Genomic DNA, 14,888 nt, shown 5'->3' on the forward strand with positions numbered 1-14,888 from the left:
CGCCGAAGCCCTCTCCCCGCACGCGGGGAGAGGAGAACGTGCACGACCCGACGTGTGAATCCGCAAGCCCGCACGGGAGAGGGGTTCCCCGCGCCATCGATTTTCCCCGGACAGCCATGCCCGCACAGGAGAGGGGACCTCCGTCCCGCGCTCGTCCATCGACGGGATCCCGCGCGGCCTGCGCCAACCAGGAGAGCGAGCCCAGCCGGCCGCGGCGGCGGCGCGACGCCCGGCTCAGGGGTGCTGCGGGAAGTTGCCGGTCATCGCGATGATGAAGTTGATGGCGAGCGACGGCTGCATGTTGTTGAACGGCATCGAGCCACCCGCGGGCTGGACCGTCACGGTCCCGCCCGTCACCGTCTGGACGTTCGCCGTGTTGGCCGCCGTGGAGGCGGTGCCCGTGACGCTGGCCGAGGTCCCGCCGAGCGGCACGAGGTTGCTGGTGGTCGTGGGGCCGTAGACCTTCTGTGAGCCACTGCCGGTCGCCGACAGCATGTTGGTCCCGCTCGCCGGCGTCCCGGTCGTCGCGATGGTGCTCGTCGCGTTGACGGTGACGCCGACCTGCAGGTTGCCGGTGGTGGCCGGGATGGCGACCGACTGCGTGCCCAGGGTCGGGGCGAAGCCCGCGGTGTGGATGTGCATCGGCATGTTCGCCGTGGTCAGGGTCACCGCCTCGTTGCCGATCACGGCGCCGATCGGATAGGTGGTGCCGCTCTGCGCCCGGCCGTAGCCGAGCGGCGCCCGCCCCTGCAGGTTCGGCAGCGCGAAGTTCGTCTGCCCGTTGCCGCCATAGGTCGTGCCGAGCAGGCTGAACAGGGCCATGTTCTGGTTGACCGCGATCAACTGCCCCTGGCAGATCGAGAAATTGACGGGAGCCCAGTTGAAGGGGACGATGTAGATCATCCCGAGCATGGTTTCCATGAGATGATCCTCCCGGAATTTGTTTCCGTCATCCGCAGGCGCGTCGGCGCGGATGATGAGCGACTCGCGACACGATGTCGATTAGCAGGCAATCAGAGCGGAAACCAGAGGATTTTCGCGCCTCCGGACAGAAAATGCCGCCGCTCTGACCGAGAGACAACAAGCAATCATAAATTCGCTTTATATGGGATTATCATTTCTTCTGCCCGGTCGAGTCGCGCAGATCGCGTCCTCGTGCAGCAATTCGAGGCGCCGGAAAGGCACGGAGATCGGCGAGAGACTTGGGGAGATCGGCCGAAGGACTTGAAGGCGTGCGGAGATGGCTGGAACGCTCCGTACTAATCCGCCGAGGAGGAAGGGCCTCTCGGTCGGCACGGGGTCGTGCCCGCCCTTCCGAAGCAGCTCCGCTGCGTGGTCCGCGCCGCGCCGAACATTCGCGACGTTGTCGCGATCTGATGCCGAAACGTCACGGCGATCACGATTATTGCGCATAGGAATATCATTCTGCGGTCAGATCTTCTCACCGCCCACGACTCTGTGCCAACCTTCCGCCGTGGCTGTCAGATCTCTGAATTTGCCGGCCGCTGTGAATTCCGGTTCGCCTGCGCCCGTCACTCAGAGGCACTCAGTTCAGCGCCATGGCACAGATTCTCCTGAATTTCACGGGCTCGACTAGTTTCGGCCCTGACGACAACATCAGTATCTACGATGGATCGAGCAATTACCTAGGAACAATACTCACACCTTCGGGAGGCAACGGCCCGCAAGGGACAATAACCGGGCAGTTCACCTTTCAGTATATCGTCGATACGGCGACGTATACGATCACCAGCACGTACCGGGCCTATTCGGCTGGCGGGTCCACCTCCGTCGACGACACCGTGGGCGGCGGCGCGACGACGCAGAACGGGCTGACCTTCGCGGCCAACCAAGTGGCGGTGACCGCCGGCGCGACGGGCGCCACCGGCGCCACGGGGCCGGTCGGCCCCACCGGACCAACGGGTGCGACGGGCGCCACAGGGGCCACCGGACCGACGGGCGCGACCGGACCGACGGGGGCCACCGGCACGGGCGTGACGGGGGCGACCGGGGCCATCGGGCCGACAGGGGCCACCGGGCCGACGGGCGCGACCGGCGCAGGCGCCACGGGCGCAACAGGGGCCACCGGAGCCACGGGCGCGACCGGCGCCACGGGCACGGGGGCCACCGGCGCAACGGGCGCCACAGGGGCGACCGGCGCCGCGGGCGCGACCGGCGCCACGGGCGACACCGGACCGACGGGCGCCACCGGCGCCACCGGACCGACGGGCGCGGGGGCCACCGGCGCCACGGGGGCCACGGGCGCGACCGGCGCCACGGGAGGAACCGGGCCGACGGGGGCGACCGGCGCGACGGGCGCGGGCGCCACAGGGGCGACCGGAGCCGTCGGCGCGACCGGAGCCACGGGCGACACCGGACCGGCCGGTGCGACGGGCGCGACCGGTCCAGTCGGCGCGACGGGCGCCACCGGGCTGGCCGGGGCGACCGGCGCCACGGGCGCGGCCGGACCAGCCGGCGCGACAGGCGCCACGGGCGTCACCGGACTGGCCGGCGCGACAGGGACCACGGGCGCGACCGGACCGGCCGGCGCCACGGGCGCCACCGGTCCGACCGGGGCAGGGGCCACCGGCGCCACGGGGGCAACCGGCGCGGCGGGTGCGACCGGCGCCACAGGCGCGGGTGCCACAGGCGCGACCGGACCGGCCGGCGCCACCGGGGCCACCGGCTCGGGCGCGACCGGGGCCACGGGTCCGACCGGCGCCACCGGTCCGACCGGCGCCACGGGCGCGGCCGGTCCGACCGGGGCCACCGGCCCCACCGGCGACACCGGCCCGGCCCTCTGCTTCGCCACCGGCACCCGCATCCGCACCGCCCGCGGCGACGTCCCGGTCGAACACCTGCGCGTCGGCGACCGCGCCGTCACCGCCTCGGGCGGCCTGCGGCCCATCACCTGGATCGGCCGGCGCGCCGTGCGCTGCCCCGACCGGCCGGACCAAGACGGCCACCCCGTCGGCCTCTGGCCCGTGCGCGTCAGCGCCGGCGCCTTCGGCCACGGCCTGCCCGCCCGCGACCTGCTGCTCTCGCCCGGCCATCCGGTGCTGGTGGAGCAGCACGGCCGCGCCGTGCTGGTGCCGGTCATGTGCCTGATCAACGGCACCTCGGTCGCCCGCCTGCCGGTGCAGGCCCTGACCTACTGGCACGTGGAACTGGACGCCCACGACCTGCTGCTGGCCGAGGGCCTGCCCGCCGAGAGCTACCTCGATCTCGGCACCCGCGACTGGTTCGCGGAGGACGCCGCCCACATGCTGCACCCCGACCTGCTGCCGGCGGACGCGCCCGGGCGCTGCCTGCCGGTGGTGGTGGACGGCCCGCTGGTGGAGGCCGAGCGGCGGCGGCTGGACGGGCTGTTCGCGCTGCGGCTCGGGGCGCAGGGGGGCTGGCCCTCGCTCGACGCCCTGCCGCGGCTGGCATGAGGCGCCTGCGGCGCGCCTTGCAGGGAGTGGTGGCCCGGATGAGCGACCCGCGCGCGCTGGACGAATTCCTCGCCCGGCGCGGACAGGACCGGCGCCTCGCCCGGCTGACGCACGACGTGCCGATGCCGGCCGCCGAGGGATTGGAGTTCGGCGCGCGCGCCGCCCCGACCCGGCTCTCGCGCCTCCACGCGGTGCGCTACGTGGACGATCCCCGCGACCCCGACGCCGCGACGCCGGGCGCCGTGCCCCTCGACGTCGCCTGGACCGGCGCGGGCTCGCTCGCGGCCCTGTGCGGGCGGCGCGACCACTACGACTTCGCCATCGCCGCGGAGGTGATCCACCGGGTGCCGAACCTGCTCGGCTGGGCGCGGGCGGTGGGCGAGGTGCTGCGGCCGGGCGGCGTGCTGAACCTCGCGGTGCCGGACGGCCGCTTCACCGCCGACCTGACGCGCCCGCCGAGCACGCTCGGCGAATTGATCGAGGCCGACCTCCTGGCCTACGACCGGCCCAGCCCGCGCCAGCTCTTCGGCCACCTCGCCGGGGCCGCCGCGGTGGAGACCGGCCGGATCTGGACCGAGGACCTGAACCCCGCCGGCCTGCCGCGCCTGCACGGGCCGCAGGCCCTCGCCCTCGCCCACGCGCAGGCCCGCGCCGCCGCGGCCTCCGGCGCCTACGCGGCCTGCCCGTGCTGGGTGTTCACGCCGCTCTCCTTCCTCGACCTGATCGAGGGGGCGAGCCGGCTCGGGCTGTTTCCCTTCGTGATCAGCCAGTTCTCGGCCACCGAGCCAGGGGAGGGGGTCTTTTACGCCTGCCTGCGCCGCGACGCGGAGCGCGATCCCGAGGCCCTGCTGCGCCTGCAGCTCGGGGCGATCACGCATGTGCGCGCCATCGCCGAGCGCCAGATCCGCGTCGCCCGCCGCCTCGCCGCGGGCTGAGGGCGGGTTCAGCCGGCCGCCAGGATCCGCCGGGCGGCCTCGCCGAGGGTGCGCACGCCGAGCGCGAGGTCCGCCTCGGCGGTGTCCTCCGCCCAATGGTGGCTGATGCCGCCGATCGAGGGCACGAACAGCATCGCGGCCGGCATCACCCGGGCAACGTTCTGCGCGTCGTGCCCCGCGCCGGACGGTAGGGTCCGCCAGCCGCCGGGGCAGACCGCCTCGGCCGCCTCCGAGAGAGCGCGCATCAGCCCCGGGTCGCACAGGGCCGGCACCGCCCGCGAGACCACGGCGAGGTCGGCCGGGCAGCGCTCGCGCCGGTTGCTCTCGCGCACGGTCGCGCGCAGGGTCTCCTCCATCCGCTCCAGCACCGGCATCGCGACGTCGCGGATCTGGAAGAGCACCTCGGCCCGCCCCGGGATGATGCTCGGGGCGCCGGGCTCGAGCCGGATGCGGCCGGTGGTCCAGGTGCTGCGCTCGCCGCAGACCCGCGGCATCGCCGCGTCGAGGGCGGCGAGCAGGCGCACCGCGGTGAGGCCGGCGTCCCGCCGCTCGGCCATGTCGGTGCCGCCCGCATGGTCCTGCTGGCCCTCGACCACGATCCGGTACTGCCAGATCGCGACGATGCCGGTGACCACGCCGAGGTGCAGGCCGGCGCGTTCGAGCTGCGTGCCCTGCTCGATGTGCATCTCGAGGAAGCCGCGGTAGCGCCCCGGATCGAGCCGCCAGCGCGGCAGGCCGGCGAGGCCCGCCGCGGCGAGCGCCTCGCGCAGCGGCGTGCCGTCGGTGCGGTTGCGGCTGGCGTCGATCTCCGCCTCGCTCACCTCGCCCAGCGCCGAGCGGCTGCCGAGGAAGCCGGCATCGAAGTGCCCCTCCTCGTCCGCGAAGGCGCAGACGTCCACCGGCAGCCCGGCGCGCGCGAGCGCCACCCCGGCGACGACCCCGAGCGCCCCGTCGAGCCAGCCCGCCTCGTTCTGGCTCTCGATGTGGCTGCCGACGAGCAGGTGCGGCCCGGGCCCGGGATGGCGCCCGAGCACGCTGCCGACGCCGTCGATCGACGGCTCCAGCCCGCAGGCGGCGAGGCGGTCCATCAGCCAGCGGCGCGCCTCCATGTCGGCGGGCGAGTAGGTCGGCCGGTGCACGCCGGTGCGGAAGCGGCCGATGCCGCGCAAGTCGTGCAGGTCGCGCAGGAACGCGGCGGTGTCGATCTCGGTCATGGCGGGTCTCGTCGGGTCCGCGGGCGCTCTCTCCCTCCGAGCACGCCGCGGCCGGCTCGCGCAAGCCCGGGACCCGCAGGCGCCCGCGGCCGTTGACGGCCTGTGCGCGGACCGGCGCCCGGCCCGTCCGCCCCGAGTCCTGCTCCGCCTCAGCCGCCGCGCCGGGGGATGAGGCCCGGACGATACCGGAGGTCACCCATGGATGCGACGCCCTCGCCACGCCCCGACGTCAAGCCGCCCGTCTCCGCCAAGGGCCTCGTCCTCACGCTGCTCGGGGCGCTCGTCGGCGCGGCGGGTTACTACTGGTCCTACAAGCACCAGACCCCGCTCGGGACGATCGTGGGGATGGTGGGCATCTCGCTGTGCATCCTCGGCACCGCGGCCTCAGAGGGGCCGGTGCACCGCTGAGGCGGGCGGCTCAGGCGGGCTGACGCCCGCGCAGGGCGGGCAGGTCGAACCCGGAGCGCACCGCCGGGGGCCTGCCGGCCAGCAGCCGCGCGGCCCGCGCCATGCGCCGCTCGGCCCGGGCGCGATGCACGTCCGCCGCCTCCCGCAGGGCACCCGCCGCCTCCAGGTCGCGGTCGGCACGGCGCAGGAGCCAGCGCGCCAGAAGTCCCGAGATCAGCCGCATCGTCGTGCCCTGCCTGTGTTGCAGGCGGGAGAATGGGAGGGCGCGCGACGGTCTGCCGTGCGGCCCCGCACGGGATCAGGCGCCCGGGCGCCCGCCCAGCACCTCCCGCAGCTTCGCGGCCATCTGCGCCACCGTAAAGGGCTTGGTGATCAGGTGCGTGCCCGGATCGAGCATGCCGTTGTGCACGATGGCGTTGCGCGTGTAGCCGGTCATGAACAGCACCGTGAGGTCCGGGCGGCGGCGCAGGGCCTCGTCGGCGAGCCGGCGGCCGTCCATGTCGGGCATCACCACGTCGCTGAGCAGGAGGTCGATCTCGGGGTGAAGCGCGAGCAGGTTGAGGGCCGAAGCCGCCCCGTCCGCGTCGAGCACCCGGTAGCCGAGGTCCCGCAGCGCCTCCACGGTGAACTGGCGCACCGCCGCCTCGTCCTCCACCACCAGCACGATGGCGGGGCCGGCGGCCAGCGCCAGCGGGGCGGGGGCTGCGGCGGCCGCGTCCTCCGGCGGGCCGGCGTGGCGGGGCAGGTAGATCTTGACCGTGGTGCCCTGGCCGGGCTCCGAATAGACCGCCACGTGCCCGCCCGACTGGCGCACGAAGCCGTAGACCTGGCTGAGGCCCAGGCCCGTGCCGCGTCCCTGCTCCTTGGTGGTGAAGAAGGGCTCGAAGGCCCGCGCCGCCACCTCGGGGGTCATCCCGGTGCCGTTGTCGGTCACCGCGACCAGCACGTACTGGCCGGCCGCGACCTCGGTCCGGGCGGCCGCGTAGGCCTCGTCGAGGTGGGCGTTGGCGGTCTCGATGGTGAGCCGGCCGCCGCTCTCCGGCAGGGCGTCGCGGGCGTTCACCGCGAGGTTGAGGAGCGCGCTTTCCAGCTGGTTGGGATCCGCGAAGGTCCGCCACAGCCCGCCGGCCAGCACGGTCTCCAGCCGCACCCCCTCGCCGAGGGTCTGGCGCAGCAGCCCGGCCATGCCGGAGACGAGGGCGTTGGCGTCGAGGGGCTTCGGGTCGAGGGGCTGGCGCCGGGCGAAGGCGAGGAGGCGCTGGGTCAGGGCGGCGGCCCGCTGCGCGCCGCCGATCGCGTTGTCGAGCAGCCGGTGCTGGCGCGCGTCGCCCTGCGTCAGGCGGCGCTGCAGCAGTTCGAGGGAGCCCAGCACGATGGTGAGCAGGTTGTTGAAGTCGTGCGCGAGCCCGCCCGTCAGGCGCCCCACCGCGTCCATCTTCTGGGCCTGCCGCAGCTGCTCCTCGCTCGCCTCCCGGCGCAGGATCTCGCCCCGCAGCTGCACCAGCGCCTCGGCCTCCCGGCGGGTGCGCCGCAGCGCCAGCAGCGTGAGGGTCACGAGGCTCGCGGTCGCCGGCAGGCCGAAGACGAGGTGGTTGGCCATGCTCTCGCGCCACTCCGCCAGCACGGTCGCGCGGTCGATGCCCGCCGTGACGTAGACCGGCAGGTCGGGCAGGCTCCGGTAGGCGTAGAGGCGGTCGCGCCCGTCCACGGCGGAGCGGGTGAGATAGAAGCCCCGGTCCTGCGCCGCCGCCACCGAGGTGAGGAAGCCGCTCCCGGCGGGCACGCGCCGGACCGCCGGTTCGCTGGCCGGCGCGCGGGCGAGGATCGCGCCGTCCGCGCGCAGCAGCGCCACGGTGTCCAGCTCGCCCGCGCGCACCTGCGCGTAGAAGGCCTGGAAGTAGTCGGGATCGACCGCCGTCGCGATCACCCCGCGGAAGCCCGGGCCGCTGCGCGCCACGCTCACTTGGAACGCCGCGCCGCCGGCGTCTCCGGGCCGCAGCTCGCCGACATAGGCGCGGCCGGGCGGCCAGGCGTGGTCCCGGTGGACGCGGAAGAACGCCCGGGCGGAAAAATCGCGGTCGCGCGGGGCGGCCTCCGCGGAGGCGACGAGCGGGCGCCCGTCCGCGCCCAGGACCCAGATGGTGCTGATCTGCGGCAGGCGGCCGTCGAGATGGGCGAAGGAGCGCTGCAGCGCCCCCGCCCGCGCCCGGATCTCGTCGTCGGACGCCTCGCCCAGGTCCTGGTCGGCCTGCATCGCCACGAGGTCGGCCGTCTCGAACACCTTGATCGCGTGCTCGCGCACCATGTCGAGGGTGCGCGCCAGGCGATTCTCGGCCTCGCGCCAGTGGCTGCGGTACGAGATCCAGGCCCCGGTGGCGAAGACGAGGAGCGGCAGGCACAGGGCCGCCGCCACGACGAGCTGCAGCGACCGCTCGGCCCCTGAAACGGAGGCGCGCCGGGGAGCCTCGGCGGCGTCGGGTCGGGCTGGCGGCACGGGGAAGCTTCGGCGTGGGCGTGACGCCGTGGCGTACCAGAGACCCCGGCGGGGCGCCAGCGCCCGTGCCGGCTGCGCCGGCCGCTTGCGCGCCGCCGCGGTCTCGGCTGGAGTGAGCGCCTCCTCGACGGGGCCGCACGCCCCGTCCGCATCCGGGAGCCGCCCCCCTGCCCAGCCGGAACCGCCTGCCCGTCCTCACGGAAGCGGCGATCGCCCGCGTCCATCCGGCCCCCGCCGCGGACGAGGAGGCGGCGATGCCGCTCCTGCCCGAGGCCGAGACCGACGCGCGCCTCGACGCGATCCTCGCCGCCAGGCCCGATCCGGTCGGCGCGTCCAGCCCGGCCGGCGGCCTGTGGCTGTTCGCCTACGGCGCCCTGATGTGGCGGCCGGATTTTTCCTTCGCGGAGCGGCGGCCCGCGACGGTGCGGGGCTGGCACCGCCGGTTCTGTCTCTGGCAGTGGCGCTTCCGCGGCACCCGGGCCAATCCGGGCCTGATGCTCGCCCTCGACCGGGGCGGGCGCTGCCGGGGCCTCGTCTACCGGCTGGCCGGCCCCGACCCGCGGGCCGCGCTGCGGCCGGTCTGGCAGCGCGAGATGCGCGGCCGGGGCTATGCCGGGCGCTGGCTCACCGCCCTGACGCCGGAGGGGCCGGTGACGGCGCTCGCCTTCGTGGCGGACCGCACGGGCGGGCGCTACGCCGGACGCCTCACGGAGGCGGAGGCGGCGGAGCGGATCGCGGCGGCCTGCGGCCATATCGGGCCGAACGCGCTCTACCTCCTCAACACCGCGCGGGCCTGCGAGGCGCTGGGCCTGCGCGACCGCCACCTGCGCGTGCTGCAGGGCCTGGTGGCCGAGCGCTTGTCCGAGCGGCCGGCCGAGACCTGACGGAACCGCGCCGGCTCCTCGCGCATTGGATCGACCGGTAGTGCGGCGGACTGTCTCCGGCCCGCCGCAACGCACCGAAAAATGCCGCGACGCGGTCTGCCTCGCTTGACGCGCGACACCTTCGGGCGCATCTCGATCGTGTTCGCGCGACCTGCTTCGGCCGGCCGTGCGGCTCCACCGGAACCACGAACCCGATGTCCAGCGACAGTAGTCGAAGGACCATGCCGCCCTGCGCTCGCCGCGTGAGCCGCGCCTGATCGTGTGATCGGGCTCGCCCGCGACCAGCCTGTGGCGGCTGGTCGAACGAGGTGAGCCATGACCCTGCTTTCCGTACGCGTCCGCGAGGGCGCTGTCCGCCGCGACCAGAGCGTCGCCGTCGCCCTCATCCTGCTCCTCGCGCTCGTCTTCGCGCCGGCCATCGGCCTGCACGTGGCCGCGAGCGCCTATACGCCGCATCCTGCCGCGCCCGACGGCGTCGCCGCGGCTTCCGCCACCGCCAAACCGTCGCGGGGCTGACGGGCCGGGTCGCCTGGGCGGCCCGCCCGTGCTTGAATGATCCGGTCGCGCCGCTCCGGGCCGGATTGCATGAACGACGACCTTCGCGAATCCCGCGGCGCCCTGATCCTGCTCGCCGCCGCCGTCCTCTCGGTGCTGCTCTTCGGCGCCGTCACCCTGCTGGGCCTGTCGGGCTGATCCCGAGCCTCCGTCCGTGAGCGGATCCGGGATGGGAGGAACCGTCGTGCCCTCCCGCGGATGTCCCCTCAGGAGGAGCGCACCATGACGGATACCGATCGCGCCAAGCCCGGCGACGCCGCCCCGCCCGGCACCACCGGCACCGGAGAGAATCTCTGCCGCCGCTGCCAGGGCTCCGGCCGGATCGAAGCCGGCGCCTGCCCCGACTGCGCCGGCACCGGCAAGGTCACGGAGCCGATCGGCGGCGCCTAGAGCCTTGTGCGGCGAAGCGGCCACCGGTTCAGCGCGGGGAACCCCTCTCCCGCGCGGGAGAAGGGCAAGGGTGAGGGCCCAGGTGAGGCTGCAGTAGAGCACGAAGCGTGGTGAGGGGAGCGGGACGCTTCCGGATCAGCCGACCACGTCGGTGCTGGTAGCGGGCACTGTTCAGCCTTCCTGCGGCTCCCTCCCGGGACCCTCACGCGGGATCTCCGATCCCGTGCGGGATCTCCGATCGGAGAGGGGGCGCTGCCTGCGCCTGACCCAGGACCTGACCCAGGATCGGCACATCTCGTCGAGAGCGGGCAGGATCCCCGGAGGCATGCGGACAGAGAAGGCCCGCGGCGCCCGATGGCCGCAGCGAACGGCCGCGCTCGAACAGCCCCGGCATCGTCGCGTTGGAGGGCAGGGCGGCCGGGGGCCGCCGCACAGCCCGGAGCCCGGCGATGCCCACCCGCGACCACGGCCGCCATCCCTCTCCGCGGGACGGGGCGCTCTCGCCCGGCGCCGCGCTGCTCGCGGTCGGAGGGGCGCTCGCGCTCAGCGGGCTGATCAGCCGGCGCTACAGCCCCGATCCGAGCCATCCCGAGATCCGCCGCTGGTACCGCAGCCTGGACGTGCCGTCTTGGAAGCCGCCGGACCCGGTCTTCGCGGGGGGCTGGCCGGTGCTGCTCGGCCTGATGTCGGGAGGGGCCTACCGGCTGATGCGCCATCCGCGCTCCCCGGAGCGGGACCAGGCGCTCGCGCTCTGGGCGCTCACCCTCGGGCTCGTCACCGCCTACAACAAGGTCTTCTTCGGCGAGCGCAGCCTCACGGGGGCCACCGTCGAGGGGGCGCTGGTGCCGGCTGCGGGCGCGGCCTACGTGGCGCGCGCGGCAGCGGTGGATGGCCTCGCGGCGGCGGGCGGAGTGCCGCTCACCCTGTGGTCGGTCTTCGGCAGCGCCCTCAGCGAGACCCTGCGCCGCCGCAACCCTGACCTCGACGGGCGGGACCCGCCCGGCCGCCACCGGGGTCCTCCGCTGGGAGATCCGGCATGAGGCCGCGGCCGGTCCCGCAGGACGCCTCGCCCCGCATCCCCTGGCTCAGCCTGATCTTCGGCTTCGGTCCGATGCTGCCCATCGTGGTCGGCGCCGCGCTGGCCTGGGCGGCGTCGGGCGAGACGCGCGGGCTCGTCGCGACGCTCACCCTGGCGTGGGCCTGCGCCATCCTCACCTTCCTGGCGGGGGTGCGGCGGGGCCTGAGCTTCCGCACGGTCGGCGGGCCGACCGCGGCGCAGATGCTCACCATGATGGGCCTGTTCAGCCTCGGCGTCGCGGCGGTGGCGGCGCTCGTCCTCGGCCGAGACGCCCTCGCCGCGGCGCTGCTCCTCGCGGGCTACGGCGCCCTCGTGGTTCTCGATCCCATCGCGGCGCGCGAGGGCGAGGCACCCCGCCACTTCGCGCGGCTGCGCCCGCTGCAGATCCCGCTCGCGCTGGCGGGCCTCGGGGCGCTCCTCGTTCTCACACTCGCCGCCTGAGCGGCCTCACCGGCCCAGGGCGACCGCCACCGCCTCGCCCTTCACGAGGGTGAAGACCACGCCGGCGCTCCGCAGGGCGTCGAGCACCGCCCGGCGGCTGCGGTGGGAGGCGGCGTCGCTCTCCTCCTCCAGGCGGCGGACCGTGGAGAGCGAGAGTTCGCTCGCCTCGGCGAGGTCCGTGAGCGTCCAGGCGAGGAGGGCGCGCGCCGCGCGGATCTCCCGCCCGCGGATGAGGGAATCCGGGTCCGTCCGGCGGTCGCTCACGTCCGCGACCGGCCAGGGGACGACGAGGCCCGCCCACTCGTCGCCCCCCCGATCCTCCCCGAGAACCGGCGCGCCGCACTCGAAGAACCGGACGGTCTCGCCGGCCGGCAGCCGCGCCGTGAAGCTGTAGCGGTAGGGCCGGCGCGCCGCGATGGCGGCCGCGACCGGCGGCGGGAGGGCGAGGTCTTCCGGGTCGCCGGGGCGCGACCAGCCCTGGTCGATCGTGGCGCGGGCCAACCCGGTGAGCGCCCGCCATTCCGGCAGGTCCAGCACCTCGCCGTGCAGCGCCGCGAAGCCGAAGGCGCTCCCCGTGACGGCGAGCGCATGCTCGCGCGCGGCATGGAAGCGGGCGGCCCGGAGCGCGTGCTCGCGGTCCGTCACGTCGAGCACCACGCCGATCGCCCCCCGCGGGCGTCCGTCGCCGTGGTGCAGCACCTCGCCCCGGGATTCCACCACCCGGAGCGTGCCGTTCGGGCGGATGATGCGGAACCGGTGCTGGCCGAGCGTGCCCGCCCGCACGAGGGTGGGCGCATCGAGCCAGTCGCGGTCCTCCGGGTGGACGAGACGCAGGAACCGGTCGTAGTCGGGCGGGGCGTCCGGCTCGGTCCGACCCAGGAGGCTGCGCAGGCCCGGCGACCAGATCTGGCGGTCCGACTCGAACTCCCACGTCCAGTATCCGGCGAGACCAAACCCCTCGATCATCCGCAGGATGTCGAATTGCGACGACGCTCCGCCAGGCATCCCGATCGCCACCCTTTCGCGCACGTGATCACTGACGCAAGGAACGGTGCTCGTCACAGCATGACATGAGGATTTCCATCTCTCTAACTCAGGGTCATGCGTGATGCAAATACATCCTAATAGGCTTGGCCGCGTCGCAACCCGGCGTCGCGTCGCGGCAACACCCGCGCACGAGGGCGCCCGCCCCGACCCGTCGGCGCGGCCCGCCGCGATCGTCCCCGGCCGGTCCCTTCCGGTCCGAAGGTGCTCTGGGATAAGGTCGACGGCGACGGACGCCCCGGGCTGACACGGGGTCGTCTCCGCGGCTCGCCGGGTACGGAGTCCCAGGCTCGCCCGGGACGGAATCACGAGCGCGCGGTCGCGCGCCGCCACAGGGAAGGACGACACGCCATGCTCGGCCTGATGCAGGACTGGCCCCTCCTCATCCACCGCGTCATCGACTATGCCGGCATCCAGCATCCGGGCCGCCCGGTGATCTCCCGCTCGGTCGAGGGGCCGATGCACCGGACCACCTACGCGGAGATCCGCACGCGGGCGCTGCGCCTCGCCAAGCGGCTGGAGCGGGACGGCATCCGGCTCGGCGACCGCGTGGCGACGCTCGCCTGGAACACGTGGCGCCACCTCGAAGCGTGGTACGGCATCACCGGCCTGGGCGCGATCTACCACACGGTCAACCCGCGGCTGTTCGAGGAGCAGATCGCCTACATCATCAACCACGCCGAGGACCGGATCCTGCTCCTCGACCTCAGCTTCGTGCCGCTGATGGAGCGGCTGGCCGACAAGCTGCCGTCGATCGAGCGCTACGTCATCCTCACCGACGCCGCCCACATGCCGCAGACCTCGCTGCGCAACGCGGTGGCGTACGAGGAGTACCTGGCGGAGGCCGACGCGGACTTCGCCTGGGCCACGTTCGACGAGAATACGGCCGCCGGGCTCTGCTACACCTCCGGCACCACCGGCCATCCGAAGGGGGTGCTCTACTCGCACCGCTCGAACGTGCTGCACGCGATGGCCAACAACAGCCCGGACTATATCGGGCTCGCGAGCCGCGACGTGGCGATGCCGGTGGTGCCGCTGTTCCACGCCAACAGCTGGTCCTTCGCCTTCCTGGCGCCGATGGCGGGGGCGACCCTGGTGCTGCCGGGCGCCAAGCTCGACGGCGCCTCGGTCTACGAGATCCTGGAGACGACCGGCGTGACGGTGACGGCCGCGGTGCCCACCGTCTGGCTCGGCCTGCTCCAGCACCTCGACGCGAAGGGCGTGCGCCTGTCCGCGCTCAAGCGCGTCATCATCGGCGGCTCGGCCTGCCCGCGGGCGATGACCGAGCGCTTCGAGCGCGATTACGGCGTCACCGTCGCGCATGCCTGGGGCATGACCGAGATGAGCCCGATCGGCTCGTTCTGCTCGCTCAAGCCCGAGGTCGAGGGGCTCACGGGCGAGGCCCGCCTCGACCTCAAGATGAAGCAGGGCTTCCCGCCCTTCGGGGTCGAGTTCCGCCTCACCGACGATGCCGAGCGCGACCTGCCCTGGGACGGGGAGACCTTCGGGCGCCTCAAGGTGGCCGGACCGGCCGTCGCCAAGGCCTATTTCCGGGACGAGAGCCGCATCCTCGACGAGCGCGGCTTCTTCGACACCGGCGACATCGCGACCATCGATCCGAACGGCTACATGACGGTGACGGACCGCTCCAAGGACGTGATCAAGTCGGGCGGCGAGTGGATCTCCTCGATCGAGCTGGAGAACCTCGCCATCGGCCATCCGGACGTGGCCGAGGCCGCGGTGATCGGCATCGCGCATCCGAAATGGGACGAGCGCCCGCTCCTCGTGGTGGTGCCCAAGGCCGGGCGCACGCCCGACAAGGCCGACATCCTCGACTTCATGCGCCCGCGCATCGCCAAGTGGTGGATGCCGGACGACGTGGTGCTGGTGTCGGAGATCCCGCACACGGCCACCGGCAAGATCCAGAAGACGGCCCTGCGCGAGCGTTTTCGCGATTACCGGCTGCCCGGGGCGGCGTGAGGCGGCAGGCGGCCCCGTGCCGCGCGGCGGC

General features: G+C 74.1%; 14 protein-coding genes. 9 read left to right on the forward strand and 5 right to left on the reverse strand.

The window, feature by feature from the left end:
* Positions 1-234 precede the first annotated feature (234 nt).
* Complete coding sequence (locus ACKUB9_RS22120) at positions 235-921, reverse strand: phage tail protein (protein ID WP_407526691.1); 687 nt, start codon at positions 919-921, stop codon at positions 235-237.
* Positions 922-1,559: 638 nt separating this feature from the next.
* Here ACKUB9_RS22120 and ACKUB9_RS22125 point away from each other — a divergent pair.
* Both ACKUB9_RS22125 and ACKUB9_RS22130 read left to right on the forward strand, forming a co-directional pair.
* Positions 1,560-3,434 (forward strand): Hint domain-containing protein, encoded by a 1,875-nt coding sequence (locus tag ACKUB9_RS22125; RefSeq protein ID WP_407526694.1) that lies wholly within the window; start codon positions 1,560-1,562, stop codon positions 3,432-3,434.
* Between the two features lie 38 nt (positions 3,435-3,472).
* Positions 3,473-4,369: a class I SAM-dependent methyltransferase gene (locus tag ACKUB9_RS22130; RefSeq protein WP_407526696.1), complete on the forward strand. Its 897-nt coding sequence runs from the start codon at positions 3,473-3,475 to the stop codon at positions 4,367-4,369.
* An 8-nt stretch (positions 4,370-4,377) separates the two neighbouring features.
* Here the strand turns inward: ACKUB9_RS22130 and ACKUB9_RS22135 are convergent, their stop codons facing one another.
* Positions 4,378-5,583, reverse strand: coding sequence for a Zn-dependent hydrolase (locus ACKUB9_RS22135; protein ID WP_407526698.1), 1,206 nt, complete (start codon positions 5,581-5,583; stop codon positions 4,378-4,380).
* A gap of 198 nt (positions 5,584-5,781) precedes the next feature.
* Between ACKUB9_RS22135 and ACKUB9_RS22140 the strand changes: the two genes are divergently transcribed.
* On the forward strand, positions 5,782-5,991 hold the full coding sequence (locus tag ACKUB9_RS22140; RefSeq protein ID WP_407526701.1) for a hypothetical protein: 210 nt from the start codon (positions 5,782-5,784) through the stop codon (positions 5,989-5,991).
* 10 nt (positions 5,992-6,001) lie between these two features.
* On the opposite strand, the gene ACKUB9_RS22145 is transcribed toward ACKUB9_RS22140, so the two are convergent.
* Both ACKUB9_RS22145 and ACKUB9_RS22150 read right to left on the reverse strand, forming a co-directional pair.
* A complete protein-coding gene (locus ACKUB9_RS22145; protein WP_407526704.1) occupies positions 6,002-6,214 on the reverse strand; it encodes a hypothetical protein in 213 nt (70 codons plus the stop codon).
* 75 nt (positions 6,215-6,289) lie between these two features.
* The gene (locus ACKUB9_RS22150; protein WP_407526707.1) at positions 6,290-8,485 is read right to left on the reverse strand and encodes an ATP-binding protein; all 2,196 of its coding nucleotides are present in this window, start codon (positions 8,483-8,485) and stop codon (positions 6,290-6,292) included.
* Positions 8,486-8,739: 254 nt separating this feature from the next.
* On the opposite strand from ACKUB9_RS22150, the gene ACKUB9_RS22155 reads away from it, so the two are divergent.
* From ACKUB9_RS22155 to ACKUB9_RS22175, 5 genes are all read left to right on the forward strand, one after another.
* Complete coding sequence (locus tag ACKUB9_RS22155; RefSeq protein WP_407526710.1) at positions 8,740-9,369, forward strand: gamma-glutamylcyclotransferase; 630 nt, start codon at positions 8,740-8,742, stop codon at positions 9,367-9,369.
* A gap of 315 nt (positions 9,370-9,684) precedes the next feature.
* A complete protein-coding gene (locus tag ACKUB9_RS22160) occupies positions 9,685-9,885 on the forward strand; it encodes a hypothetical protein (RefSeq protein ID WP_407526713.1) in 201 nt (66 codons plus the stop codon).
* A 261-nt stretch (positions 9,886-10,146) separates the two neighbouring features.
* Positions 10,147-10,314, forward strand: a complete 168-nt coding sequence (locus ACKUB9_RS22165; RefSeq protein WP_407526716.1) for a hypothetical protein — start codon at positions 10,147-10,149, stop codon at positions 10,312-10,314.
* A 449-nt stretch (positions 10,315-10,763) separates the two neighbouring features.
* The gene (locus ACKUB9_RS22170; RefSeq protein WP_407526719.1) at positions 10,764-11,354 is read left to right on the forward strand and encodes a TspO/MBR family protein; all 591 of its coding nucleotides are present in this window, start codon (positions 10,764-10,766) and stop codon (positions 11,352-11,354) included.
* On the forward strand, positions 11,351-11,833 hold the full coding sequence (locus ACKUB9_RS22175; RefSeq protein WP_407526722.1) for a DUF3429 domain-containing protein: 483 nt from the start codon (positions 11,351-11,353) through the stop codon (positions 11,831-11,833). Before ACKUB9_RS22170 ends, ACKUB9_RS22175 begins: the two co-directional genes overlap by 4 nt.
* A gap of 6 nt (positions 11,834-11,839) precedes the next feature.
* Here ACKUB9_RS22175 and ACKUB9_RS22180 read toward each other — a convergent pair whose 3' ends face one another.
* The gene (locus ACKUB9_RS22180) at positions 11,840-12,838 is read right to left on the reverse strand and encodes a PAS domain-containing protein (protein ID WP_407526725.1); all 999 of its coding nucleotides are present in this window, start codon (positions 12,836-12,838) and stop codon (positions 11,840-11,842) included.
* Between the two features lie 390 nt (positions 12,839-13,228).
* Between ACKUB9_RS22180 and ACKUB9_RS22185 the strand changes: the two genes are divergently transcribed.
* The gene (locus ACKUB9_RS22185) at positions 13,229-14,857 is read left to right on the forward strand and encodes a long-chain-fatty-acid--CoA ligase (RefSeq protein ID WP_407526728.1); all 1,629 of its coding nucleotides are present in this window, start codon (positions 13,229-13,231) and stop codon (positions 14,855-14,857) included.
* Positions 14,858-14,888 lie beyond the last annotated feature (31 nt).

It is taken from the genome of Methylobacterium oryzisoli (assembly GCF_046557895.1).
Classification (GTDB): Bacteria; Pseudomonadota; Alphaproteobacteria; order Rhizobiales; family Beijerinckiaceae; genus Methylobacterium; species Methylobacterium oryzisoli.

What these genes read in the sequence shown, in the direction of transcription:
- ACKUB9_RS22120 (WP_407526691.1), bottom strand. Translation starts at nt 921, where the DNA reads ATGGAAACCATGCTCGGGATGATCTACATCGTCCCCTTCAACTGGGCT.
- ACKUB9_RS22125 (WP_407526694.1), top strand. Translation starts at nt 1,560, where the DNA reads ATGGCACAGATTCTCCTGAATTTCACGGGCTCGACTAGTTTCGGCCCT.
- ACKUB9_RS22130 (WP_407526696.1), top strand. Translation starts at nt 3,473, where the DNA reads ATGAGCGACCCGCGCGCGCTGGACGAATTCCTCGCCCGGCGCGGACAG.
- ACKUB9_RS22135 (WP_407526698.1), bottom strand. Translation starts at nt 5,583, where the DNA reads ATGACCGAGATCGACACCGCCGCGTTCCTGCGCGACCTGCACGACTTG.
- ACKUB9_RS22140 (WP_407526701.1), top strand. Translation starts at nt 5,782, where the DNA reads ATGGATGCGACGCCCTCGCCACGCCCCGACGTCAAGCCGCCCGTCTCC.
- ACKUB9_RS22145 (WP_407526704.1), bottom strand. Translation starts at nt 6,214, where the DNA reads ATGCGGCTGATCTCGGGACTTCTGGCGCGCTGGCTCCTGCGCCGTGCC.
- ACKUB9_RS22155 (WP_407526710.1), top strand. Translation starts at nt 8,740, where the DNA reads ATGCCGCTCCTGCCCGAGGCCGAGACCGACGCGCGCCTCGACGCGATC.
- ACKUB9_RS22160 (WP_407526713.1), top strand. Translation starts at nt 9,685, where the DNA reads ATGACCCTGCTTTCCGTACGCGTCCGCGAGGGCGCTGTCCGCCGCGAC.
- ACKUB9_RS22165 (WP_407526716.1), top strand. Translation starts at nt 10,147, where the DNA reads ATGACGGATACCGATCGCGCCAAGCCCGGCGACGCCGCCCCGCCCGGC.
- ACKUB9_RS22170 (WP_407526719.1), top strand. Translation starts at nt 10,764, where the DNA reads ATGCCCACCCGCGACCACGGCCGCCATCCCTCTCCGCGGGACGGGGCG.
- ACKUB9_RS22175 (WP_407526722.1), top strand. Translation starts at nt 11,351, where the DNA reads ATGAGGCCGCGGCCGGTCCCGCAGGACGCCTCGCCCCGCATCCCCTGG.
- ACKUB9_RS22180 (WP_407526725.1), bottom strand. Translation starts at nt 12,838, where the DNA reads ATGCCTGGCGGAGCGTCGTCGCAATTCGACATCCTGCGGATGATCGAG.
- ACKUB9_RS22185 (WP_407526728.1), top strand. Translation starts at nt 13,229, where the DNA reads ATGCTCGGCCTGATGCAGGACTGGCCCCTCCTCATCCACCGCGTCATC.